Genomic DNA, 23473 nt, shown 5'->3' with positions numbered 1-23473 from the left:
GTTTCGTTCGGGCACCCTGGTAGATACCATCTGCAACAACCAGGGCCGATGGTTATGGGTCCCTGCGTTCGCAGGAACGACGATAGAATCGTCGCAAGTCCGCTCACGAACCGCCCTGCGGCAGGTAGTCGTTGGTGTAAAATGCCTTCGGATTGTCCTTGGCCTTGGCATCCAGCCCGCCATATTCGACCATCAGGTTGACCGTGTCGGTCATGTTCTGGTCGGTGACCTGGAACGGCCGCTTGCCCTTGGTTTCCGCCGTGCGGTAGAGCGGGATCGTCAGCTCAAAACCCTGCGTCAGCGTCTCGATCTTGCCGCCCTTCGGGTTGGCGTCGAGGATCGACTGCGCCGCGCCCTTCGGGTCCTTCTCGGCGGCTTCGACCGCCTTGGTCGTCGCCGACATGAAGCGCTTGACCAGATCGGCATTGGCCTTGACGAAGTCGGTGTTGGCGACGACGCCCGAGCAGACCATGTTGATGCCGTAGTCGGCGAACTTGATGGCGTTGACGTCCTTGCCGGTGGCATCCTTGATCTTCATCGACTGATCCATGACGTAGCCGAGCAGCAGGTCAGCCTGGCCGTTGATGACGGCGTTCAGCTTGGTCTGGCCGTCGCCGGCCACCGTCTGGAAGTCGCTTTCCTTCAGGCCGGTCTTCTTCAGGAACAGCGGCCAGATCTGCGTCATCGAGTCAGCCGGGGTGATCGCCACCGTCTTGCCCTTGATGTCCTCGGGCTTCTTGATGTTCTTTTCGACAAGGCCCATCGCCGACATCGGGCTGGTCTGCAGCAGCACGCCGGTGGCGACGATCGGGGCGCCCTTCACGGCCGCGCGCATCATGGTGGGCACGTCGACATAGCCGAAATTGGCGGTCTTGGCCGCAACGGCCTGCGTGGTCGCCGCCGAGCCGCGGCCTTCCTGGATCTCGAGGTCGATACCCTCGGCGGCATAGATGCCCTTGGCCTTGCCGTAATAGAACGGCGCGTGTTCGCCATAGACGTACCAGTTCAGCATCAGCACGACCTTGTCGGCGGCCGATGCGGGAAGCACTGAAAGCGCGGTCCAGATCAACGTCGCGAAAACTGCAGCTATCAATCGCATTTGTCTTCCTCCCTGTTTTTTCGTCATTGCCTGCAACAAACGCGAAGCGTTTGTTGCAGGCAATGACGTGCCGTATTGTTGTTTTCGTGCAGTAGTCCTCAAGAAGCAAAAATGATGTCTTCGCGCTGGCTGACATGCCAGGGAATCACGAGGCGCTCGATACGGTCGACGGCCCAGAACAGCACCACGCCGAGTAGCGCCAGAATCACGAGAGCCGCGAACATCGTCGGCAGATCGAAGGTGCCGATCGAGCGCTGCAACACATAGCCGATACCGGAATTGGAGCCGACGAACTCGCCGACCACGGCGCCGACGACCGCGAGCGTCACTGACACTTTCAGCCCGGAGAAAATCGCAGGCATTGCGTGCGGCAGGTTCACCGCGCGAAACACCTGGAAGCGGCTGCCCTGCATCGCACGCGCGAGATCGACCATGTCGGGGTCAACCGACTTGAATCCCTGCACGGCCGATACCACCACCGGGAAGAAGCCGAGCAGAAACGCCGAGATCACTTTCGGGATGATGCCGAAGCCGAACCACACTACGAACAGCGGCGCGATCGCAATCTTCGGCACCGACTGCGAGAACACCACCAGCGGATAGACGTAGCTTTCCACGGTCTTCGATCCCGCAATCAACATGGCGACGGGGATGCCGAATACGGCCGACAGCAGGAAGCCGCAGAGGGTGGCGTAGGTGGTGGGCCACGCCTGCCGCAGCAGTTCCGGCCAGTCGGTCCACAGCACAGCCACGACATCGCCGGGCGCCGGGATCTGGTAGGCCGGAATTCGGAATACGCGGATGGTGAGGTCCCAGATGACCACGATGAAGATCAGGAACAGAAACGGCCGCAGCCACGCCGCATTCAGCGCTTTCGACACGCCACTCTCGCGCTTCAGCTCGGCCACGTCCCGCTCCCTGTTCGTCTTTTCCGGGACGAAATTAACCCGTTGGATAAATACTGGCAAGCGGGATTTCGTGCAGTATTTTGTCAAGCGTTCGCGCTACGCCGGTGCGTGTCGAGTGCGCCAAACTGCCCGCGCTCAAATCACTTCTGATTTTCCGAAATCGTGTCAAGCCCGGGAATCAAAAATATTCCGCTTCACACGTCGCGCAAATCAGCCGCATATCTCCGCCCGTCTCACCCATTGAGGGGCGCTCGCGATCGTCACGGACGTGCGGTGGGATGCGGTGGACGCGAGAGGCGCGCGAGACGTACGCGCCTTGAGCGTACGGCGAAGTCGTGTGGTTCGGGCGCCGCGGTGCTGGCGTTAAGTCGTGCGGAAGCTTTCCGCGCGGCGATGGAGGCAAGAAAGCCGTTCTCCGGGAAGAGCACGAAGTAAGCCGTAAAGCCATTGCGCAGGGAAGGCCGGGATGCTCCCGCTGTACCTGTATGCTCGTGTGCCGCATCTTTTTGTGTGCATTGGCACGCGGGACCGCGGGTGCAGCCAGCACCCGGTCTTCCCCGCGCCCTCTGAACAAGAGGGCGGGAAGTTCAAGAGCAAAGCTCGGGCAGATGATGCCGCGAGATCGCGAAACTGTGTTTGGTGAGTACGCGTTGGCTGTTTGACAGGTTTGTTCGATATACGAGGCGCGCGACGGGCGCGCCGCAAATTCTGTCGCCCCTGCGAACGCAGGGGCCCATAGCCACAGGGCGTTGTGAGTAAGCAAGGCGTCAACCACCGCCTTTCATCCGCCGGGCCGCGGCGTATGGGTTCCTGCGTTCGCAGGAACGACAGCTAAACCGGCTGATGCGCCGGGGACCGCACGCCTTGCTCTACGGCCTTGCCGAAATCCGCGGTCGATTTGCCTGTCAGCGCCGCCAGTACCAGCGCCACCATGTGGGCGAGACGCTCGTCCCTCGCCTCCTTCTTCAGGAGGTCACGGCCGAAGATCACGGAGAGCGTGGCGCTATTAGAGAGATAGAAGAAGCACAGCGCCGCGATCGAGATGTAGAGCTGCACCGGATCGACAGCGACGCGGAAATCGCCGCTTTCGACGCCGCGCGTCACCACCGTGCGGATCATCTCGACGAACGGGGAGTGCATCGATTTGACCTTGGTCGAGCGCTTCAGATGGCGCGCTTTGGCAAGATTTTCGGTGTTGAGCAGCGCCAGAAATTCCGGGTTACGCAGGAAATAGTTCCAGGTGAAGTCGATCAGCCGCTCGATCGCCTCGGGCGGGTCGAGATGTTCCAGATCGAGCCCGCGCTCCTCGGAACGGATCTTCTCATAGGCGCCTTCGAGCACCGCAAGGTAAAGGTTTTCCTTGTTGCCGACATGGTAATACAGCATGCGCTTGTTGGCGCCGGCATTGGCCGCGATGCGGTCGACGCGCGCGCCCGCCAGGCCATGGGCGGCGAATTCCTGCTTGGCGGCCTCGAGAATGCGGATCCGCATCCCCTCGGGGTCGCGCTGCCATTTCTGAACGCGTTTTGCCTTTGCCAAATCAATTGCTCGATGGTTGCACGAAGCAAGCTGTAGCACGCGCGGAAGCGTTTGAGAATGAATGATGCTCTATCCCCGTCATTGCGAGCGTAGCGAAGCAATCCATCTCTCCGCACGTGGAGCATGGATTGCTTCGTCGCTTGCGCTCCCTTGCGCAAACGCTCCGCGTTTATCGCAGGCAATGACGAATGGGGCGGATCAGGACGAGGGCCCCGCCGACGGCTGCACCAGCAGCGTCGGGACGCCGCACGTGCCGCTGCGCACCGTCATGACCCGCGTCCCCGGCTTGCGGCCGGTGCGGACTTCCGAGACGTCGACGCCGGCCTCGACGAGCCGTGCGTGGGTGGCGTCGATATCGGAGACGCGCCAGCACAGGCCGCGCAGCCGGTCCTGCGACGTATCCGTCTCCTTGCCCGGCCGGTGCGTGACCTCGACAATGAGGTCGCCGCAGCGGAAGAACATCAGCCGGCCCCAGTCCGGGTGCGAACGATCGAGCGCCATGTCGAGGCCGAGCCGCGCGCCATAGAGCGCTGCGGCCCGCTCGGGGTCCGGCGTCGAGACCACGACATGGTCCAGCGCCGTGATCGATCCCGTCGTGGTTCGCACCGACAGCGGCCGCTCCTTGTCGCGCTCGAGGAAGAACATACGGACGCCGCGCGTGGTTTCCGTTGCCGCTCGCGTGCGCTTCCATGACAGCGTCGCACCGGAGATCGCATCGCGGCTTTCGACCTCAGCAATGGGATCAGGCTTCAGCGTGAGCCGGTCGAGCCTGCGATGCATTCTGGCAATGTCGCTGGTCCGGAAGCAGATGCTTGCGAGTCCCTCGCCCTGTGCGGCCAGCACCGCGAGAATGCGGTCCGCATTGGCGCCCTCGCCGTTCGGCGCCACCAATTCCAGCGTCGTGTTATCGAGCGTGAACAGGACGCGATCGGCGCCATCGCCGCTGTACTGCCAGGACGGCGCGCGGGCAAACAAGGTCTGGTAAGCGGCAGAGGCCGCGTTGATATCGCCGGTGAGAACGACGACATGATCGAGGCCGGTGATCACGGGAACAGGCCTCGCGTGTTCTTGGCGGCGCGGACCTTCTCCACGCCGATCGCCATCGCCGCGGTCCGATGCGGGATATTGTCCGCTCTCGCACGCTGCACCATGTGGTCGAAGGCGCGATCGAGGATCGCGTATTCGCGCCGCGTCACTTCCTCTTCCTCCCAGAACAATTGCTGCAGGTCCTGCACCCATTCGAAGTAGCTGACCACCACGCCGCCGGAATTGCAGAGAATATCGGGGATCAGGAATACCTCGCTTTGGCGCTTCTCCAACACCAGATCGGCATCCGGCGTGGTCGGGCCATTGGCGCCCTCGGCCAGCACCCGGCATTTGAGGTTTTCGGCGACCTTCGCATCGATCACCCGCTCCATCGCCGCCGGCACCAGAACGTCGCATGGCAGCGTGAGCAATTGCTCCGGATCGAAGGCGAGCTGGTTGGAGAAGCCAGCGATGCTGCCGTGCCTTCCCGCATGGTGCATCAACGCAGGAATATCCAGCCCCTTCGGATCGTGCAGCGCACCGGTGTGATCGCTGACGGCGATGATCTTCAACCCGTACTGATGCAACTCCAGCGCCGCATAGGAGCCGACATTGCCAAAGCCCTGGATCACGGCGGTCGCGGTGCCCGGATTGATCGACAGCTCCTTCAGCACGCGCCTGGCGAGATAGGCGACGCCGCGCCCCGTCGCTTCGCGCCGGCCGAGCGTGCCGCCCGACGATACCGGCTTGCCGGTGACGATCTCGGTCACGGTGCGGCCCTGGTACATCGAATAGGTGTCCATAAACCAGGCCATCACCTGCTCATTGGTGCCCATGTCGGGCGCCATCACGTCGGTATGCGGACCGACGAAGGGAATCATCTCCTGCATGTAGCGGCGCGACAGCCCTTCCAGCTCGCGCCTGGAGATGGTGGAGAGATCGACATTGACGCCGCCCTTGGCGCCGCCATAGGGCAGCCCCACCAGAGCGCATTTCCAGCTCATCCAGATCGCGAGCGCCGCGACCTCGCCGATGTCGACGGAGGGCGCAAACCGCGTGCCGCCCTTGGTCGGGCCGAGGGTGAGGTGATGCTGGACACGATAGCCCTCGAACACGGCGACCGTGCCGTCGTCGCGGTGGATCGGGCATGAGACGGTAACCGACCGCTTCGGCATCAGGATTCGGTCGCGCTCATCCATCGGAATTTCGAGATGGTTGGCGATGACGCCAAATTGGTTAACCGCCATGTCGAACACCGGACCGGAATAAACGGTCATCATTTCCTCCACTTTTGTCGCACCGTCAGGAACCGCGAGCCGCGGTCGGCCGTTATCGGCAGATGCTGGCGATGGCCCCGAGGATTAGCCCAAGCACGAGCCCCAAGAAACCAGCCCAAGAAACCAGCCCAAGAACGGTCGTAGTCTCCTCATACTCCCATCTCAAGCTGCAAAGACGGCACGGTTGCGAATAATTTCAGCGAATGCATCCGATAACCGGTGCTAATGTGTGTACGCCGGGCCGGGACCACCCCTCAGCTCATGACGGAAAACGAATGCAGGCTCTCTTCATCGGACAGACCTATATCGACGTTACCTTCATCACCGACCACATGCCGACCGGCGACGAGAAACATGTGGCCTCCGCCTATGCGGTATCCTTTGGCGGCAACGCCGTCACCGCGGCGTTTTGCTGCGCCAAGCTCGGCATCGTGCCCGACCTGATTGCAACGGTGGCGAACGACTGGCTCGGCCGCATGTTTCAGGACATGAGCGCGAAATACGGAATCTCGATCCATCCGCGCAAGGTCAACTCCTCCTCGCTGTCCTTCATCATGCCAAAGGACGGCAAGCGCGCCATCGTGCGCTGCCGCGACGACGAGCATATTCATCCGTTTCCGATCCTCAACCTGAAGGGTTGCCGCGCGCTGCATGTCGACGGCCACCAGCCGGATGCTGCAATCCACTACGCCAAGCTCTGCCGCGAGGACGGCATCCTGACCTCGCTCGATGGCGGCGGCCTGCGGACCAATACCCATGAACTGCTGGAATTCATCGACGTCGCCATCGTGGCCGAGCGGCTGTGCGAACAGATGGACAAGACGCCGGACGCCATGCTCGACTATCTCAAGAGCCGCGGCTGCCGGGTCGGCGGCGTCACCATGGGAGAGCAAGGCCTGCTCTGGTATGACGAGACCGGCGCGGTCCGCAAGCTACCGGCGCTGCCAATCGCGCCCGAGCGCGTGATCGACACCAACGGCGCCGGCGACGTTTTCCACGGCGCCTATGTCTATTCCTATCTCAGCAATCCCGCTAAAAGCTGGCAGGATCATTTCGAGTTTGCGCGCGCGGCCTCGACCTACAAGATCCAGCGCCTCGGCAACGAGGCTGGATTGCCGACGCTTGCCGATATCGATGCCGTCAGGCAGGAGTTCCAGATCGGGCGCAAGAAGGAATTTTGGGATTAGGCATGGGACGCGTCTTCGTCGCCGGCAGCATCAATATGGATGTGGTGGCGACGGCCACCAGGCATCCCAGGGTCGGCGAGACCGTTGCCGGCAACGCCGTGCATTATTTTCCGGGCGGCAAGGGTGCGAACCAGGCGGTTGCCGCGGCGAAGCTGGGTGCATCGACCACGCTGATCGGCCGGCTGGGCACAGATGCGTTCGGCCGGCAATTGCGGACGTTCCTCGCCGCGCAAGGCGTCGACCTTGCGCTGGTCAAGGACACCGCCGGGACCCATAGCGGGACGGCCATCATCACCATCGCCAATGCCGACAATACCATCGTGGTGGTGCCCGGCGCCAACGCGCTCGTCAGTGCCGACGACGTCGCCGCCCCCGTGCTCGCCAAGGGTGATGTCGCCGTCAGCCAGTTCGAAATCCCATTGCCCACGATCGCGGCCTTCTTCAAACGGGCGCGCGCGGCCCAAGCGACCACCATCCTCAATCCCGCGCCGGCGATGGCCTGCAGCCCCGAGTTACTCGATCTCGTCGATATCCTCATTCTCAACGAGACCGAGCTTGGGCTTCTCGCGCAGACCGAACTTCACGATACTGACGAGCCCGCCCGTTTCGTTGAAACAGCGCGGCGCCTGCCAACCGCTTCAGACAAGATCATCTGCGTCACGCTGGGCAAGCGCGGCGTGCTCGCGCTGGTGGGCGGCGAGCCCTCGCTGATTGCGGGGCGCGCCGTGAAGGCGGTGGACACCACCGGCGCTGGCGACTGCTTTGTCGGCGCCCTCGCCGCGCAGCTTGCCAATGGAAACGCGATCCGCGACGCGCTTGGCTACGCCAATGCCGCCGCATCGATCTGCGTGCAGCGGATGGGCGCCGCACCGTCGATGCCGACGGCCGCCGAGGTGGCGGCATTGCGCGGCTAGCTACTTCAGCGCCTGCAACTCATCGTACTGCGCCCTGGTCCAGCCAGCCCCGGCGGACGCATCATTGTGCAGCGGGATCGCCGCCTTTCGGAACGCCTCGCGATCAGGCTCGACCACGGTCTTGCCGAGCTTCTTGAACTCCCCGGCCAAAACCCTCTCGGACGCCTCGATTGCCTCTGTCGCCCTCGCGGCGGCTTCCTTCAAGGTATCCGCAAACAGCTTTTGCTCATCCGGCGTCAGCTTGTTCCAGACGTGACTGCCGACCACCGTAACCATCGATTCCGTGATGTGGCCGGTGAGCACGATGTGGCTCTGCACCTCGTAGAATTTCTTGGCCATGATCGTCGGCAGCGGATTCTCCTGGCCGTCGACCAACCCCTGTTGAAGCGCAGTGTAGACATCGGAAAAGGCGATCGGCGTTGCTTTGGCGCCGACGGATTGGGCGAACATCAGGAACAGCGGCGCCGGCGGCACACGCAGTCTCATGCCCTTCATGTCCTCGGGCTTGCGGATGGGCTTGTTGGCGGTGACGTGGCGCTGGCCGTAGTAGGTGAGCGCGACGATCTTGTGCCGGGTCTTCTCGTCGTAGCCCTGCACGAGATCGGAAAACAGCTTGCTGTCGCGATAGGCCTTCCAGTGATTGAGATCGCGCAGCATGAACGGCGCGCCCGTGATGCCGAGCGGCTGGTAGGTAGCCGCGACGAAGTTGATCCCGACGTAGACGATGTCGACGGCGCCGAGCCCGAGCCCTTCATTGAGCTGGTTCTCATTGCCGAGCTGGGAAGCCGGAAACACCGCGATATCGAATTTGCCGTTGGTGCGCTTCTTGATCTCGCTGGCCGCCCACAATGCCTCGGTGTGGTAGGGTTCGGTGACCTCGTAGACATGCGCCCATTTCAGCTTGGTCTGTGCGTAAGCTGGGCCACCAATAACCAGGGCGATGATGGTCGCACCTATCAATCTGAGATAGAACGTCCAAACGGACATATACCCTCCGAAAACCGACCGCCGGAGACCCCTTGGATTTCCGGCGCCAACGTTGCCGAAATGATCGGCAGACGCAAGCAGACTGGCGCCGCGGTAAGTCCAATTTAAGTCAGTGCGCGTTCTAAGTCAGGGCACTCTTCAGGTCGAAGCCAGCATCGGCCGCCTGCTCGGGCGTAATCGACCCGTGAGCGGCAAGCAGGCGCCGTCCGAACATGTGGTCGCCGGCGCGATTGACGGACTCGATGCCGACGAGTTGGCCGGATTTGTAGCAGAACGCGGAGAACGCCCCCCGCGCGCGATCGCCACGCACCACTACGCGGTCATAGCCGGTGGTCAGTCCCACCATCTGCAGCTTGTCGGGGCCCTGATCGCTCCAGAACCAGGGCAGGCCGTCATAGGGCTTGGCATCGCCGGTCAGCCGGGCCGCGACGCAACGCGCGTGGTCGGTGGCGTTCTGCACCGACTCCAGCCGCAGCGAGCCGCCGAACCGCGGGCTCGCATACAGCGCGCAATCGCCTATCGCCGAGATGTTCGGATCGGAGGTCAGCAAATGCTCGTCGACCACAATTCCGGCCGCAACCTTCAGCCCTGCCTCCGCCGCAAGTTCGACATTGGGCAAAACGCCGACGCCGACCACGATCAAATCGGCCTTGATATGCCGCCCGTCGCTGAGGCTCACCCCGGTAACCTTGCTGCCGTCGCTCTCGATGCTCGTGACCTGCACGCCGAGGTGAATCCGGATACCGGCCGCGGTGTGCCGCGATTGAAAATATTCCGAGATTTCCGCGGTTACCGCGCGCGCCATCACCCGCGGCGCGAGCTCGATGACGTCGACTTCGAGGCCCTTGGCCCGCGCGGTCGCAGCGAATTCCAGGCCGATGAATCCGGCGCCGATCACGATGACGCGCTGACCCGGAGCGATGTAGTCCCGCAACGACTGGCTTTCGTCGAGCGTCCGCAGGTAGCGGACGCTGTCGAGATTGGCGTTGGGAATATCGAGCAGGCGATTGCGCGCGCCGGTCGCCAGCACCAGGTGGCCGTATTCGAGCGAAGCGCCGGAGGCGAGCAACACCTTGCGCGCGGCGCGGTCGATCGACACCGCGCGATCGGAGATCAGATCGATGTTCTGGTCGGAGTAGAATTTTTCCGGACGGAACATCAGGCTGTCGGGTCCGCCGGTCCCCTTCAGGTAGGCCTTGGATAGCGGCGGCCGCTGGTACGGCAGATGGCCTTCGTCGTTCAACAGCGCGACGCGTTCGGAAAAGCCGTGCTGGCGCAGCGACATCGCAAGCTGGAAGCCTGCATGGCCTGCGCCGATGATGACAACCGGTCCCGCCGTCATGGGAACATCCTACGTTCGAGCGCACGGGAATGACCCATGTCGTTTCCTCTCCACTGATTTTGGCTTGCCTGTCTCGTCCCCTGGGCGCGGCGCTCGTGTCCGTCCCGAACGATGACAAGCCCTATCTGACCTCATGGCGCGAAGAGACGCAAGGGCGCCAGCGGCCATAAGGGCAGCCTTTATCGTATTTTGCAGGCCTGACCGGGGATTGTCACCTCTTGCCTTCTCCATTTAAATGCCCGGCCCATCCGCGCGCCCCGAGGCTTTGCCATGCCGACCTCCGATGATACCGCCGCCGCCGCACCTGCCCTGCTCAGGATCGAGGGCCCGATTGCCACCATCACCCTGAACCGGCCTGCAGCCTTCAATTCCATCAATCTGTCGATCGCGCAAAAGCTCGAGCAACTCGGCGCCGAGGTCGAGGGCAACGACGATATCCGTGTGCTGGTGATCGAAGGCGAAGGCCGCGCCTTCTCGGCCGGCGGCGATCTGCAGACCATCGGCGCTGCCGCCGCCAACGACACCATCGCGCCCGTGGTCGGCGAGTTGCTGAAGCACTACCACGCCTTTATCGAGACGGTGCGGCGGATGCCGAAGATCGTTCTCTCCAGCGTCCACGGCTCCGCCGCCGGCGCCGGCATGGGGCTGGCCTTCGTCACCGACCTCTGCATTGCCGCCGACGACGCCCGCTTCACGCCAGCCTATGCCAAGATCGGCGTCTCGCCGGATGGCGGCAGCACGGTCGGCATGGTCGGCACCGTCGGCCCCCGCCGCGCGCTGCAGATATTTCTGGCCGAAGACAGTTTTACCGCGCAGCAGGCCTATCAATGGGGCCTGGTCGCCCGCGTCGTTCCGGCGGCGGAGCTAAAGGCAGAGACGCGCAAATTCGCGGAACGGTTGGCGCAGAACCCACCGGCGGCCATCGCGGGCACCAAATCGCTGGTCTATCAGGCCGCGGTTACGCCGACCAGGCAGCAACTCGATGCCGAGGAAACCAAGATCATCGGCGCCATGCAGACCGACGACTTCCGCGTCGCGGTGAAGAAGTTCACCAGCAAGTCGAAGTGAAGCGATTGGCGACGCCGTCGCGCTCTTTCCTCTGCCTCCGCCACGGCGTCACCGACTGGAATCGGCAGGGCCGGTTTCAGGGCCGCACTGATGTTCCCTTGAACGACGAAGGCATCTCGCAAGCGCACGCGGCCGCCGATCGGCTACGCAAGCTTTCATTCGACCATGTCGTCGCCAGCCCGCTCGTCCGTGCGCGGCAGACTGCCGAGATTATCGCCGCGGCGGCCGGCAAGCCGCTCGAGGTCGACGACGGCATTATCGAGTGCGACTTCGGCAGCCTCGAGGGCGCTTCGATCGCGGAGACGATGAAGGCGCACGGCCTGAGGACAGTGGAAGACCTCGTTTCCGTCCTGCCGGGGGATCGCGAGCCATGGCCGTCGATCTCTGCACGAGCACTAAGCTGCGTCAGCCGATGGCTCGACCGCCATCCGCGGGCCATGGTCCTGTTCGTCTGCCACGACGCGGTGATGCAGGCGATGTCGGAAGCGCTGCGCGGACGGTGGTTCAACAACAGCCACGGAACGCCTTTCCGGTTCGAGCGAACGGGCGACGTGTGGAGCGTTGATGAGGTGAGTTAACGTCGCCCCCTCGCGACGTCGTCCCTGCCCGGTGCGCCATTGCGCACGGGAGCAGGGACGACATGACCTAGTCCTTGCCCTGCCGGCGCATGAAATCGAAGTCGCAACCCTCGTCGGCCTGCAGGATGGTCTCGTTGAACAGGTGCGCATAGCCGCGCTTCGCCCAATCCGGCATCGTTGCCGGCGCAAGCGCCGCGCGACGCTTCTCCAGCTCTGCCGCGTCGACCAGGAGATCGATGCTGCGTTTCGCGACATCAAGGCGGATCATGTCGCCGTTCTTCACCAGCGCCAGCGGCCCGCCCACGGCGGATTCCGGCGTGATGTGCAGCACGATGGTGCCGAACGCGGTGCCGCTCATGCGCGCATCCGATATCCGCACCATGTCCTTGACGCCGCCGCGCGCGAGTTTCTTCGGGATAGGCAGATAGCCCGCCTCCGGCATGCCGGGCGCACCCTTGGGGCCGGCATTGCGCAGCACCAGCACGTCGTCGGCATTGACGTCGAGATCGGGATCATCGACCCGCAGCGTCATGTCCTCGACGGATTCGAACACCACAGCACGCCCCGTATGCTGCAGCAGTTTGGGACTCGCCGCCGATTGCTTGATGACAGCTCCGCGCGGCGCGAGGTTGCCGTGCAGCACCGCCATCGCGCCTTCTGCCTTGATCGGATTGTCGCGCGGACGGATGGCGTCCTGTCCCGGCACCTCTTCGGCGACGGCTACGACATCGCGTAGCGTTTGCCCCGTAATGGTTTTAGCATCGAGGTCGATGAGATCGCCAAGCTGCGCCATCAGTTTGGGCACGCCGCCGGCATGATGGAAATGCTCCATGTAGTGCTCGCCTGACGGTTTCAGGTCGATCAGCACGGGCACCTCGCGGCCGAGATTGTCGAATGCTTCGAGATCGATGCGGTGTCTGGTGCGATTGGCGATTGCCGTCAGATGGATGAGCCCGTTGGTCGACCCGCCAATCGCCTGCAGCACCACCTGCGCGTTCCGGAATGAGGCCGGGGTCAGCAATTCACTCGGCTTTGGACCCTTCGCGACAGCCATCGCAGCAGCCACCCTGCCGCTCGCCTCGGCGGAGCGAAAACGCTCGGCATGCGGCGCCGGGATCGTCGCGCTCATCGGCAGCGACAGACCGAGCGCCTCGGTAATGCAGGCCATGGTGCTGGCGGTGCCCATCACCATGCAGGTGCCGACCGACGGCGCCAACCGGCCATTGACGGCTTCGATTTCAACGTCGTCAATTTCGCCGGCGCGATATTTTCCCCACAGCCTCCGGCAATCCGTGCACGCCCCCAACACCTCGCCCTTGTGATGCCCGACCACCATCGGCCCCACCGGAATGACGACGGTCGGCAGATCGGCGCTGACCGCGGCCATGATCTGCGCCGGCAAGGTCTTGTCGCACCCGCCGATCACGACCACGGCGTCCATCGGCTGCGCGCGGATCATCTCCTCGGTGTCCATCGCCATCAGATTACGCAGATACATCGAGGTCGGAAACGCAAAGCTCTCGGCGATCGAGATAGTCGGAAACACCATCGGCATGGCGCCGGTCAGCATCACGCCGCGCTTCACGGCTTCGATGATCTGCGGAACGTTGCCGTGACAGGGATTGTAGTCGCTATAGGTATTGGTGATGCCGACGATCGGCCTGTTCAGCGCATCATCCGAATAGCCCATCGCCTTGATGAAGGCCTTGCGCAGGAACAGCGAGAAGCCAGCGTCGCCATAACTCGTCAGTCCCTTGCGAAGTCCGTCGGCCATTTTCTTACTTCCTGTCGTCGTGGATGGGCACTAAAGGGGGCCTTCGAATTATTGTCAATATTTGATTATCTAGTCCTATAATGGCTCATTTTGCCGGATAATGCGTAGCATTATTGACAATAGAGCGGGTGCGTGCTGATTTCCGGCCATGACCGGAAACGCGCGCCCATGAATCATCCATTGCGCATTGGCCTGATCGGCGCTGGGATGGTGAGCCGTCATCATCTCGTCGCCTGGGCGAGCATATCAGATCAAGCCCGCGTCGTGGCGGTCGCCGATCCCTCCAGCGAAAATGCTTCGCGGCGCGCGAGCGAGTTCGGAATTTCGCAGACCTACGCCAGTGCCGAGGCGATGCTCGCCGCTGTGGCGCTCGACGCCATCGATATCGCCGCCCCCCGCGAGATGCACGCGCCGCTGGTGCGACTCGCCGCCGCGAAGCGATTGCCCGTGCTTTGCCAGAAGCCGCTCGCGCCCAACCTGCAGGAGGCGGCCGAACTCGCGGCCGAGGTCGAGGGTTCGACGCGACTGATGGTGCATGAGAACTGGCGGTTCCGCGGTTATTACCGCGATGCCGCGGCGTGGCTGCGCGAGGGCCGGATCGGCAACGTCAAGCAGGCACAGCTGACGCTTTTGACATCGGGGGTGCTGCCGGGATCGGATGGGCTCTGCCCGGCGCTGGAGCGGCAGCCCTTCATGCGCCGTGAACGGCGCATGCTCGTCGCGGAAGTCTTGATCCATCATCTCGATACGCTGCGCATGCTGCTCGGGCCGCTGCAGGTGACCGCGGCGCAACTCTCCCGCTCGAGTGAGCAACTCGTCGGCGAAGACGGTGCGGTGATCCAGCTTCGGACCGGCAACGGTGCGGGCGTTACGGTCTTTGCAAGCTTTGCCGCCCACGGCCATCCGGCCGCTCAGGTCGACCGGCTGGAGATTCTCGGCGACACGGGCGCGATCAGGCTCGACGGGCCATCGCTGACCTGCTCGGGCGCATCACCCGGCGAACTCATCTACGATCTCGCCGCCGAGTATCAGGGTTCCTATAACCGGACGATCGCGCATTTCGTGAAATCGCTTCGCGACGTCACGCCCTTCGAGACGGCACCGCAGGACAATCTCGAGACCTTGCGCCTGGTCGAGGATTGCTATCGGCTGTCGGGCTGGGAGGCTTTGCGATGAGGCCACAGGAATCATTGACCGACACTTCCGCGCCGACGCGTGAAGAGGAGCAGGCGGAGGTCATCCGCCGGCTGGAGGAGGACATCATCTTCGGACGCTTCGCGCCGGGGTCGCGGCTGGTCGAGGACACGCTGATGCAGCGCTACGGCGCCAGCCGGCACTTCGTGCGCCAGGCGCTGTTCCAGCTCGAACGCCAGGGCATCGTGCTGCGCGAGAAAAACATCGGCGCCACGGTGCGGTTCTATTCGGCTGACGAAGTGCGCCAGATCTACGAGGTGCGGGAAATGCTGACGCGGCAGGCGGCGCTGATGATCGCCCTGCCTGCCCCTGCCAGCCTGATCGCGCAGTTGAACGAATTACAGCGGCAATACTGCGCCAGGGCCGACGCGCAGGATTTGCGCGGTATCCACGAGGCTAACGACGCCTTTCACGTCGCGCTGTTCTCGGCCTGCGGAAACCCGTATCTGGTCCGCTCGCTGCAGGACTACATGAACCTGACGCTGCCGATGCGCGCCAAGAATCTCGCCGACAAGGAGGGGCTGGCGCTATCCCGCCGCCAGCACGAATTGATGGTCGAACTGTTGAAGGGCCGTGACAGCTGGGCGCTGGCGCAGCTCTGCGTCGATCACATGCAGTTCAGCAAGTCGGACTATCTCGGCCGCATAGCGGGGGATGAGAGCAAGCACTAGCGCTTGCTCCAGTCCACGATCCGGCCCTTGTCGCCGTCGAACTCCATGCTGCAGAACGTGCCGCCCTGGTAGTAATCGCCGATCGGGTCCGGCTTCAGCTTGGCCTGCTCGGCCATCGCATGTTCGCGGAAATCTTCACCCCGGCCGGTCGGCCGGTAGCCGAGTTCGTAGGCGCGATGGTTGTCCCACCAGGCACGCTCGTTATGAGAGGCGCCGTAGAATAGCTCGAAGTGGATGTCGGGATGATCGAGCCCGATGCGGCAGAGCTGCACCAGGTCTTCCGGCTTCAGCCAGATCGACAGGCGGCGATGATCGAGCGGCATCTCGCCGAAATTGCCGATCCGGATGCAGGTCACGCCAAGCCCGTGCTTGTCGGCGTAGAGCGCGCCGACCGCTTCGCCGAATACCTTGCTAACGCCATAGCGGCTGTCGGGGCGCGCGGTGACATCGGTACCGATCCGGTGATGCCGCGGATAGAAGCCGACCGCATGGTTCGACGAGGCGAACACCACGCGCTTGACGCCCTTCCTGCGCGCCGCCTCGAACAGGTTGTAGCCGCCGATGATGTTGGCCTGCAGGATCTGGTCCCAGGGGCCTTCGATCGAATAGCCGCCGAAATGCAGGATGCCGTCGACGCCTTCGCAGATCGCCTCGACCTGGGCGAGATCGGCCAGATCAGCCGCCTTGAACTTCTCGTCCTTGCCGAGATCGGCCGGCGCCTTCAGATCGCTCAGCACCAGGTCCGGATAGATCGGCGGCAGCAGCTTGCGCAATGATGTGCCGATCCCGCCGGCGGCGCCGGTCATCAGTATGCGTGGCATTTCGTTCCTCTTAATCTTGCAACCGATTTGCGGTCATTAGCCGGGAATGATAGCAAACTCAAACGCTCAGGGAACGCAACAACGAGAACAGCAAATGTCCGATGCAGCATTGCATTCAGCCGGCTGGCGCCCAGCCACCTATTATCCCGATCCGGCCATCCGCGCCCTCGATCCGCGATTTGAGAAGTATTGGCTGAAGCTGTCGGCGGTGGAGCGGCTGACCACCGGCCTGCGCTGGGCCGAGGGCCCGGTGTGGTTCGGCGACGGGCGCTACCTCCTGTGCAGCGACATTCCGAACCAGCGCATCCTCAAGTGGGAGGATGAGACCGGCGCGGTCAGCATCTTCCGCAAGCCGTCGAACTTCGCCAATGGCAACACCCGCGACCGGCAGGGACGGCTGGTCACCTGCGAGCACGGCGGGCGCCGCGTCACCCGTACCGAATATGACGGATCGATCACGGTGCTGATGGACTCCTTTGACGGCAAGCGGCTCAACTCTCCCAACGACGTCGTCGTGAAATCCGACGGCTCGATCTGGTTTACCGATCCGGTGTTCGGCCTGCTCGGCAATTACGAGGGCTACAAGGCCGAGCCCGAAATTGACGCCAATGTCTACCGGATCGATGGCGCGACCGGCAAAGCAACCATCGTCGCCGAGGGCGTGCTGGGACCGAACGGGCTCGCCTTCTCGCCCGACGAAAAAATTCTCTATGTCATCGAGTCCCGCGGCGTGCCGAACCGCAAGATTCTCGCCTATGACGTCTCGCCTTCCGGCGACAAGCTTTCCAACAAGCGCGTGTTTGTCGATGCCGGACCAGGCACGCCGGACGGTTTTCGAATAGATATCGACGGCAATCTGTGGTGCGGCTGGGGCATGGGCGATCCCGAGCTCGATGGCGTGGTGGTGTTCGCCCCCGATGGCGTCATGATCGGCCGCATTGCGCTACCCGAACGGTGCGCCAATCTCTGCTTCGGCGGCTTGAAGCGCAACCGCCTGTTCATGGCCGCGAGTCAGTCGATCTACGCGTTGTATGTGAACACGCAGGGCGCGCCCGGCGGATAAGTCCGCACGCGCCCTTCGCGCCGGTTACCCCTTCTTCTCCTGTGCGGCGGCCGTCTGCTTGACCAGCGCGTCTTCAAACGCCTTCTCAAGTGTCGCGGCGTAGGCATTGAACTCGCCGGGATTGACGAACGGATTGGGCGCGCCATCCGAGAGCATGGCACGCTTGTCCTGCATCCTGTACATTTCTGGATGCGGCGCGAGCAGCACGTCCACCTTCATGTCCTTCGCCCGCGCGAATGTTTTCCGATAATCAGAGACGATTCCGGAATAGGTCGGGTTGGGGACGAGGCGGTTCAGCGCCACGGTGCCGCTGCAGAAGATGAGGACGGAGCGCGTTGCGTCGCCATCCTTCACGGAGAATTCCCAGCTCGTGCAGCCGGGCGAATGGCCGGGGGTTTCACGGGCGGTGAGCGTCACGTCCCCCACCTTAACCGTGTCGCCTTCGCGCACCGTGCGATCGACCTTCACCGGCGGAAACGCCAGCGCGGTGTCTTCCTGCGCGCCCGGATAATAGCCGCCTTCGAGCAACGGCTTGTCGGCTTCGCCGGCGATCATTTGGCCGCCGCTGGCCTGCTTCAATTCGGCAAGGCCGCCGGTGTGGTCGATATGCGCGTGGGTGTTAACGAGGTATTTGATGTCGGTGATCTTGAAGCCCAGCTTCTCGATGCTCGCTCTGATCTGCGAGGTTGCTTCCGGCATCACCGTATCCACCAGGATATGGCCTTGCGGCGACGTGATCAGGTAGGACGCCAGGCCGTCGGTTCCGACATAATAGACGTTGCCGATCATCTTGAACGGCTCGGTTGGCGTGTTCCATTTGACCTTGAGGGTTTCGAGCAGATCCTTGACGGTCTGGGCCTGCACCATTCCGGCAAGCGACATCAGCGTGACAAGCGCAACGACGATTTTCTTCACGGGCATCCTCCACTTTCTTGTTGCGTTGTTGCGTCGTCGCCGCGTCGCCTTGCGCATTGACGCTGGCTTCAGCTTGACGATGATTCTGGTCAAAAAAATGCCGGCCGCCTTTCGGCAGCCGGCATCTTTCACGATCGGCGCGGGCGCCGCATCAATTTACGCCGCGTTGTAGCCGGCGACGGCCTTCACCTCGAGATATTCCTCGAGGCCGTACTTGCCCCACTCGCGGCCGTTGCCGGACTGCTTGTAGCCGCCGAACGGCGCGGTGCGGTCGTTCGGCACGCCCTGCAGGTTGATATTGCCGGCGCGGATCTGTTTGGCTACGCGGCGCGCGCTCTCCACCGTATCGCCCGAGACGTATCCGGCGAGACCATAGGGCGTGTCGTTGGCGATCTTCACCGCATCGGCTTCATCCTTGGCGCCGATGATCGTCAGAACCGGTCCGAAGATTTCCTCCCGCGCAATCGTCATGTCGTTGGTGACGTCGGCGAAGATGGTCGGGCGGACATAGAAGCCCTTGTTGACGCCCTCGGGGAGGCCGGGACCGCCGGCGACCAGCGTCGCGCCTTCGTCGATGCCCTTCTTGATCAGCGCCTGGATCTTGTCCCACTGGATGCGCGACACGACCGGGCCGATGGTGGTGCCCTCGGCGCGGGGATCGCCCGCCTTGGTCTTGTCGGCGACGCCCTTGGCGATCGCGGCGACTTCCTTCATCTTCGACAGCGGCACGATCATCCGCGACGGGGCGTTGCAGGACTGTCCGGAGTTGTTGAACATGTGCATCACGCCGCCGGTGACCGCCTTGGTGAGGTCGGCGCCTTCGAGGATGACGTTCGGCGACTTGCCGCCCAGTTCCTGGCTGACGCGCTTCACGGTCGGGGCGGCGCGCTTGGCGACATCGACGCCGGCGCGGGTCGAACCGGTGAACGAGATCATGTCGATATCGGGATGCTCGGCCATCGCGGCGCCGACTTCAGGGCCGAGGCCGTTGATCAAGTTGAACACGCCCTTCGGCACGCCGGCTTCATGGAGGATTTCCGCGAAGATCAGCGCCGAGGTCGGGGTGAATTCCGAGGGCTTGAGGATCATGGTGCAGCCGGCGGCCAGCGCGGGCGCGACCTTGCAGGCGATCTGGTTGAGCGGCCAGTTCCATGGCGTGATCATGCCGACGACGCCAACCGGCTCGCGCACGACCACGGCGGTGCCGACGTTTTCCTCGAAATGATAGTTCTTCAGCACTTCCAGCGTGGAGGCGATATGGCCAAGGCCGGCACCGGCCTGCAGGCGTTCGGCCATCGGCAGCGGCGCGCCCATTTCGTCCGACACGGCGGCGCCGATGTCCTTCATGCGGCCCTTGTAGATCTCGATGATCTTTTCCAAGAGCGCAATGCGCTCCTCGCGGCTGGTCTGCGAATAGGTCACGAAGGCGCGCTTGGCGGCGGCCACGGCCTTGTCGACGTCGGCCTTGGAGCCGAGCGCAACTTCGTACATCGCTTCTTCGGTCGCCGGATTGACGACGGGGGTGGACTTCTTGACGGCGGGATCGACCCAGGCGCCATCGATGTAGAATTGCATGCGATTGACCATCGGAAACCTCTTTATCTCGGAGCAATGGAGGGGAACGGAAGCGTTCGGCAGGCATCCTTGCACGAAAGCCGGGGCAGTTGAACCCGCCATATGCGGGGTGCCGCGATGCGGCAGGCGCTGGATATAAGGACAGCGGCGTGGAGGTGGCAAGGCTCCTCCGCCATCATTCCGGGGCGCGCAGCGCGCGAGCCCGGAATCCATCGAGCCGCATATCCGTCTCACGATAGATTCCGGGCTCGCGACTTCGTCGCGCCCCGGAATGACGGCCGCAGATACCTCCTCACACCGCCATCTTGCGGTGCCGCACCGGCGCCCCGATGGTCACGCTTTCCGCCGCGTCGATGATGGCGTTGGCGTCGATGCCGTAGTGGCGATAGAGGTCGCCGATTGTTCCGGTCTGGCCGAACTGCTCGACGCCGAGCGCCTCGGCGCGGTGGCCGCGCACACTGCCGAGCCAGCCGAGCGCGGCCGGATGGCCGTCGATCACGGTCACGATGCCGCAGTCACGCGGCAACGGCGCCAGCAGCTTTTCGACATGGCTGAGATACTGGATGCCACGGCGCTCGCGCCGCAAATTCCGCGCGGCGGACCATCCACCATGCAGCCGGTCGGCCGAGGTTACCGCCAGTAAACCGACATCGCGGTGGCTTTCGCCGATGAAGCCGGTGGCCTCGATCGCCTCCGGCGCCACCGCGCCGGTATAGGCGATCACGATGTCGCAATTCGGCCCCGGCTCGCGCAGCCAGTAGGCGCCCTCGGCGATGTCCCGTTGCAGCTCCGGCGCCATGATCCGCTGCGGCTGGTCAACCGTGCGGGTCGAGAGCCGCAAATAGACCGAACCGCCCTCGCGGCCTTCGCGCTGCATGTGGCGGAAGCCCCACCCCATGATCACGGCAAGTTCATCGACAAAGGCCGGTTCGAACGAGGCCAACCCGTCCTGCGCCATGCCGATCAGGGGCGTCGCGATCGATTGATGCGCACCACCTTCCGGCGCCAGCGTGATGCCCGACGGCGTCGCCACCACCATGAAACGGGCATCCTGGTAGCAGGCGTAATTCAGCGCATCGAGGCCGCGCTCGATGAAGGGATCGTATAGCGTGCCGACCGGCAGCAGCCGCTCGCCGTTGATCTGATGCGACAGGCCCAGCGCCGAGAGCATGATGAACAGGTTCATCTCGGCGATGCCGAGTTCGAGGTGCTGCCCCTTCGGCGAGAACTCCCAGGTGTAGGCGGACGGGATCTTCTCCTGCCGGAACAGGTCGTGGTTCTCGGCCTTGGCGAACAGCCCGCGGCGGTTGACCCAGGCGCCGAGATTGGTCGACACGGTGACGTCAGGCGACGCGGTGACGATCCGCGCGGCCAGTTCGGTATCGCCGCGCGCGAGTTCATTGAGCACCAGCCCAAAGCCCTGTTGCGTCGACATCTGCGCCGCCGGCTTGAAGGTGAGCTGTTGCGGAACGTCGATCGCGGGCGCGGTCAGGCGACGGCGGCCCTCCTGATTGAACGGCGCTGCCGCCAAAAATGCTTCGAGCTCGGCCGGCGCCTGCGACAGGCCTTCGAACTTTTCCCACTCATGGCCCGGGCGGATGTTCTGCGCACTACGCCACTTTTCCATCTGCGCAACCGTCATCAGGCCCGCGTGGTTGTCCTTGTGGCCCTGCATCGGCAGGCCCACGCCCTTGATAGTGTAGGCGATGAAGCAGACCGGGCGATCATGATCGATCGCCTCGAAAGCTTCGATCATGCTCGCCATGTCGTGGCCGCCGAGATTGGACATCAGCGCCAGCAGTTCGTCGTCGCTGCGCCGGTCGATCAGTTGTGACACCTGCCCCTGATCGCCGATGTCGTCCTGCAGATGCTTGCGGAAGGCGGCGCCACCCTGGAAGCACAGCGCCGCATACATCTGGTTCGGGCAATTATCGATCCAGCGCTTGAGCGCCTCGCCGCCGGGCTCGGCGAACGCCGCCTGCATCAGGCGGCCGTATTTCACGATCACGACCTCCCAGCCGAAATTGCGGAACATGGATTCGAACTTCGCCCACAGCCCTTCGCGCACGACGGCATCGAGGCTCTGCCTGTTGTAATCGACCACCCACCAGGTGTTGCGCAGCCCGTGCTTCCATCCCTCCAGCAGCGCCTCGAAGATGTTGCCCTCGTCCATCTCGGCGTCGCCGACCAGCGCGATCATCCGCCCCTCGGGCCGGTCCTTCATCCAGCCATGCGCGGTGACGTAGTCCTGCACCAGCGACGAGAACAGGGTTTGCGCGACGCCGAGACCGACCGAGCCGGTGGAGAAATCGACGTCATCGGTATCCTTGGTGCGCGACGGATAGGATTGCGCGCCCTTGTAGCCGCGGAAATTCTCCAGCTTCTCGCGGGTCTGGTGGCCGAACAGATACTGGATGGCGTGAAACACCGGGCTCGCATGCGGCTTCACCGCAACACGGTCCTGCGGACGAAGCACGGAGAAATACAGCGCCGACATGATATTGGCGAGCGAGGCGGACGAGGCCTGATGGCCGCCGACCTTCAGCCCATCCGCGTTGGAGCGGACGTGGTTGGCGTGATGGATCGTCCACGACGACAGCCATAACACCTTGCGCGCCAGCGCGGACAATAGTTCGAGGCGTGCGGGCTCGATGGGCATGGCGATGCTCCGGACAGGGTCATTATGCGCCGATTTTAGCGGGCGGTGGGGCGCCAAAATTCTCAATTTCCTGCGACATACCGCCCAATATTGGGATAATTTACCACAATGCGCCCCGAAACCATGAGTTCATCCCAATGCCTACCCTCGATGCCATCGACCGCAAGATCCTCAGCCTGCTGCAGACCGACAGCCGCATGACCATGCAGGAGCTGGCCGACAAGGTCGGCTTGTCCGTCTCGCCCTGCCACCGCCGCGTCAAGCTCCTGGAAGAGCGCGGCGTCATCACGCGCTACATCGCGACCGTCGATCAGAAATCGTTGGGGCTCCATGTCAGCGTCTTCATCTCGATCAAGCTGGCGCGGCAGAAGGAAGAGGACCTCAACCGGTTTGCGAAAGCGATTTCGAAATGGGACGAGGTGCTGGAATGCTATTTGATGACCGGCAACCGCGACTATCTCCTGCGCGTCGTCGCCGCCGATCTCTCCTCCTACGAAGCGTTCCTGAAGAACAAGCTGACGCGGCTCGACGGCATCGCCTCGATCGAGTCGAGCTTTGCGCTGAGCCAGGTGAAGTATTCGATCGCACTGCCAGTGTAGAAGACTTTGCGCAACCCCAACGGCTGTCATCCCCCGCGAATGCGGGGGATCCAGTACGCCGCGGCTTATCGGTCCAACCACTGCTGCCTCTGGGATACTGGGTCGCCCGCCTTCGCGGGTGACGACGACTGAATATGACTTCGCATTCTCGCGGCGCTGGTCGCCCGAGGTTTGCATCTTCGTTTGCCCTCCTCCAAATCAGAGGGCGCAGGGAAGACCGGGTGCTTGCTGCACCCGCGGTCTCGCGTGCGATTTGCGCAAACAAAAGTGCACACGA

At 63.3% G+C, this 23473-nt stretch carries 20 protein-coding genes; 8 read left to right on the top strand and 12 right to left on the bottom strand.

Annotated elements, in window-relative coordinates:
• Positions 1 to 103: 103 nt before the first annotated feature.
• The 5 genes from JQ624_RS29835 to JQ624_RS29815 all read right to left on the bottom strand — a co-directional run bounded on the left by JQ624_RS29835 (position 104) and on the right by JQ624_RS29815 (position 5849).
• A complete protein-coding gene (locus tag JQ624_RS29835; RefSeq protein ID WP_212422488.1) occupies positions 104 to 1099 on the bottom strand; it encodes an ABC transporter substrate-binding protein in 996 nt (331 codons plus the stop codon).
• A gap of 98 nt (positions 1100 to 1197) precedes the next feature.
• The gene (locus JQ624_RS29830) at positions 1198 to 2007 is read right to left on the bottom strand and encodes an ABC transporter permease (RefSeq protein ID WP_212422487.1); all 810 of its coding nucleotides are present in this window, start codon (positions 2005 to 2007) and stop codon (positions 1198 to 1200) included.
• 831 nt (positions 2008 to 2838) lie between these two features.
• A complete protein-coding gene (locus tag JQ624_RS29825; protein ID WP_212422486.1) occupies positions 2839 to 3546 on the bottom strand; it encodes a TetR/AcrR family transcriptional regulator in 708 nt (235 codons plus the stop codon).
• 198 nt (positions 3547 to 3744) lie between these two features.
• Positions 3745 to 4593: a VOC family protein gene (locus JQ624_RS29820; RefSeq protein WP_212422485.1), complete on the bottom strand. Its 849-nt coding sequence runs from the start codon at positions 4591 to 4593 to the stop codon at positions 3745 to 3747.
• Positions 4590 to 5849 (bottom strand): Glu/Leu/Phe/Val dehydrogenase, encoded by a 1260-nt coding sequence (locus JQ624_RS29815; RefSeq protein ID WP_212422484.1) that lies wholly within the window; start codon positions 5847 to 5849, stop codon positions 4590 to 4592. The genes JQ624_RS29820 and JQ624_RS29815 overlap by 4 nt, the downstream gene beginning before the upstream one ends.
• 275 nt (positions 5850 to 6124) lie before the next feature.
• Here JQ624_RS29815 and JQ624_RS29810 point away from each other — a divergent pair, with 275 nt between their 5' ends.
• Positions 6125 to 7036 carry a sugar kinase gene (locus JQ624_RS29810; protein WP_212422483.1) on the top strand — a complete coding sequence of 304 codons (912 nt, stop codon included), beginning with the start codon at positions 6125 to 6127 and terminating at the stop codon, positions 7034 to 7036.
• Positions 7037 to 7038: 2 nt separating this feature from the next.
• Positions 7039 to 7950 (top strand): ribokinase, encoded by a 912-nt coding sequence (locus tag JQ624_RS29805; RefSeq protein ID WP_212422482.1) that lies wholly within the window; start codon positions 7039 to 7041, stop codon positions 7948 to 7950.
• Here JQ624_RS29805 and JQ624_RS29800 read toward each other — a convergent pair whose 3' ends face one another.
• Both JQ624_RS29800 and JQ624_RS29795 read right to left on the bottom strand, forming a co-directional pair.
• The gene (locus tag JQ624_RS29800) at positions 7951 to 8937 is read right to left on the bottom strand and encodes a sialic acid TRAP transporter substrate-binding protein SiaP (protein ID WP_212422481.1); all 987 of its coding nucleotides are present in this window, start codon (positions 8935 to 8937) and stop codon (positions 7951 to 7953) included. It abuts the gene before it with no gap.
• Between the two features lie 121 nt (positions 8938 to 9058).
• Positions 9059 to 10279: an NAD(P)/FAD-dependent oxidoreductase gene (locus JQ624_RS29795; protein ID WP_212422480.1), complete on the bottom strand. Its 1221-nt coding sequence runs from the start codon at positions 10277 to 10279 to the stop codon at positions 9059 to 9061.
• Between the two features lie 270 nt (positions 10280 to 10549).
• Between JQ624_RS29795 and JQ624_RS29790 the strand changes: the two genes are divergently transcribed.
• Both JQ624_RS29790 and JQ624_RS29785 read left to right on the top strand, forming a co-directional pair.
• The gene (locus JQ624_RS29790) at positions 10550 to 11347 is read left to right on the top strand and encodes an enoyl-CoA hydratase/isomerase family protein (protein WP_212422479.1); all 798 of its coding nucleotides are present in this window, start codon (positions 10550 to 10552) and stop codon (positions 11345 to 11347) included.
• A 5-nt stretch (positions 11348 to 11352) separates the two neighbouring features.
• Positions 11353 to 11925 (top strand): histidine phosphatase family protein, encoded by a 573-nt coding sequence (locus tag JQ624_RS29785; RefSeq protein ID WP_212422478.1) that lies wholly within the window; start codon positions 11353 to 11355, stop codon positions 11923 to 11925.
• A 67-nt stretch (positions 11926 to 11992) separates the two neighbouring features.
• Here JQ624_RS29785 and JQ624_RS29780 read toward each other — a convergent pair whose 3' ends face one another.
• Complete coding sequence (locus tag JQ624_RS29780) at positions 11993 to 13699, bottom strand: IlvD/Edd family dehydratase (RefSeq protein WP_212422477.1); 1707 nt, start codon at positions 13697 to 13699, stop codon at positions 11993 to 11995.
• A 168-nt stretch (positions 13700 to 13867) separates the two neighbouring features.
• Here JQ624_RS29780 and JQ624_RS29775 point away from each other — a divergent pair, with 168 nt between their 5' ends.
• Together JQ624_RS29775 and JQ624_RS29770 are read left to right on the top strand one after the other, a co-directional pair.
• Positions 13868 to 14875 (top strand): Gfo/Idh/MocA family protein, encoded by a 1008-nt coding sequence (locus JQ624_RS29775; protein ID WP_212422476.1) that lies wholly within the window; start codon positions 13868 to 13870, stop codon positions 14873 to 14875.
• The gene (locus tag JQ624_RS29770; RefSeq protein ID WP_212422475.1) at positions 14872 to 15564 is read left to right on the top strand and encodes a GntR family transcriptional regulator; all 693 of its coding nucleotides are present in this window, start codon (positions 14872 to 14874) and stop codon (positions 15562 to 15564) included. Before JQ624_RS29775 ends, JQ624_RS29770 begins: the two co-directional genes overlap by 4 nt.
• Here the strand turns inward: JQ624_RS29770 and JQ624_RS29765 are convergent.
• Positions 15561 to 16385, bottom strand: a complete 825-nt coding sequence (locus JQ624_RS29765) for an NAD(P)-dependent oxidoreductase (protein ID WP_212422474.1) — start codon at positions 16383 to 16385, stop codon at positions 15561 to 15563. The two genes, JQ624_RS29770 and JQ624_RS29765, sit on opposite strands and share 4 nt — an antisense overlap.
• Positions 16386 to 16479: 94 nt before the next feature.
• Between JQ624_RS29765 and JQ624_RS29760 the strand changes: the two genes are divergently transcribed.
• Positions 16480 to 17448, top strand: a complete 969-nt coding sequence (locus JQ624_RS29760; RefSeq protein WP_212422473.1) for an SMP-30/gluconolactonase/LRE family protein — start codon at positions 16480 to 16482, stop codon at positions 17446 to 17448.
• A 24-nt stretch (positions 17449 to 17472) separates the two neighbouring features.
• Here the strand turns inward: JQ624_RS29760 and bla are convergent, their stop codons facing one another.
• The 3 genes from bla to JQ624_RS29745 all read right to left on the bottom strand — a co-directional run bounded on the left by bla (position 17473) and on the right by JQ624_RS29745 (position 22597).
• A complete protein-coding gene (bla, locus tag JQ624_RS29755; RefSeq protein WP_212422472.1) occupies positions 17473 to 18363 on the bottom strand; it encodes a subclass B3 metallo-beta-lactamase in 891 nt (296 codons plus the stop codon).
• A gap of 156 nt (positions 18364 to 18519) precedes the next feature.
• Positions 18520 to 19950 carry an aldehyde dehydrogenase family protein gene (locus tag JQ624_RS29750; RefSeq protein ID WP_212422471.1) on the bottom strand — a complete coding sequence of 477 codons (1431 nt, stop codon included), beginning with the start codon at positions 19948 to 19950 and terminating at the stop codon, positions 18520 to 18522.
• Between the two features lie 280 nt (positions 19951 to 20230).
• Positions 20231 to 22597: a transketolase gene (locus JQ624_RS29745; RefSeq protein WP_212422470.1), complete on the bottom strand. Its 2367-nt coding sequence runs from the start codon at positions 22595 to 22597 to the stop codon at positions 20231 to 20233.
• 137 nt (positions 22598 to 22734) lie between these two features.
• Between JQ624_RS29745 and JQ624_RS29740 the strand changes: the two genes are divergently transcribed.
• Positions 22735 to 23196 carry an Lrp/AsnC family transcriptional regulator gene (locus tag JQ624_RS29740; RefSeq protein WP_212422469.1) on the top strand — a complete coding sequence of 154 codons (462 nt, stop codon included), beginning with the start codon at positions 22735 to 22737 and terminating at the stop codon, positions 23194 to 23196.
• Positions 23197 to 23473: the final 277 nt, after the last annotated feature.

The organism is Bradyrhizobium sp. AUGA SZCCT0283, from assembly GCF_018130385.1.
In the GTDB taxonomy this organism is placed as follows: Bacteria; Pseudomonadota; Alphaproteobacteria; order Rhizobiales; family Xanthobacteraceae; genus Bradyrhizobium.
This window is presented reverse-complemented; position numbering and strand designations above follow the sequence as displayed.

Bases quoted from the DNA above. Each gene is read 5' to 3' on its own strand.
- JQ624_RS29835 (WP_212422488.1), bottom strand. From the start codon at position 1,099: ATGCGATTGATAGCTGCAGTTTTCGCGACGTTGATCTGGACCGCGCTT.
- JQ624_RS29795 (WP_212422480.1), bottom strand. From the start codon at position 10,279: ATGACGGCGGGACCGGTTGTCATCATCGGCGCAGGCCATGCAGGCTTC.
- JQ624_RS29775 (WP_212422476.1), top strand. From the start codon at position 13,868: ATGAATCATCCATTGCGCATTGGCCTGATCGGCGCTGGGATGGTGAGC.
- JQ624_RS29760 (WP_212422473.1), top strand. From the start codon at position 16,480: ATGTCCGATGCAGCATTGCATTCAGCCGGCTGGCGCCCAGCCACCTAT.
- JQ624_RS29740 (WP_212422469.1), top strand. From the start codon at position 22,735: ATGCCTACCCTCGATGCCATCGACCGCAAGATCCTCAGCCTGCTGCAG.
- JQ624_RS29765 (WP_212422474.1), bottom strand. From the start codon at position 16,385: ATGCCACGCATACTGATGACCGGCGCCGCCGGCGGGATCGGCACATCA.
- JQ624_RS29745 (WP_212422470.1), bottom strand. From the start codon at position 22,597: ATGCCCATCGAGCCCGCACGCCTCGAACTATTGTCCGCGCTGGCGCGC.
- JQ624_RS29770 (WP_212422475.1), top strand. From the start codon at position 14,872: ATGAGGCCACAGGAATCATTGACCGACACTTCCGCGCCGACGCGTGAA.
- JQ624_RS29805 (WP_212422482.1), top strand. From the start codon at position 7,039: ATGGGACGCGTCTTCGTCGCCGGCAGCATCAATATGGATGTGGTGGCG.
- JQ624_RS29815 (WP_212422484.1), bottom strand. From the start codon at position 5,849: ATGACCGTTTATTCCGGTCCGGTGTTCGACATGGCGGTTAACCAATTT.
- JQ624_RS29810 (WP_212422483.1), top strand. From the start codon at position 6,125: ATGCAGGCTCTCTTCATCGGACAGACCTATATCGACGTTACCTTCATC.
- JQ624_RS29790 (WP_212422479.1), top strand. From the start codon at position 10,550: ATGCCGACCTCCGATGATACCGCCGCCGCCGCACCTGCCCTGCTCAGG.
- JQ624_RS29750 (WP_212422471.1), bottom strand. From the start codon at position 19,950: ATGGTCAATCGCATGCAATTCTACATCGATGGCGCCTGGGTCGATCCC.
- JQ624_RS29800 (WP_212422481.1), bottom strand. From the start codon at position 8,937: ATGTCCGTTTGGACGTTCTATCTCAGATTGATAGGTGCGACCATCATC.
- JQ624_RS29780 (WP_212422477.1), bottom strand. From the start codon at position 13,699: ATGGCCGACGGACTTCGCAAGGGACTGACGAGTTATGGCGACGCTGGC.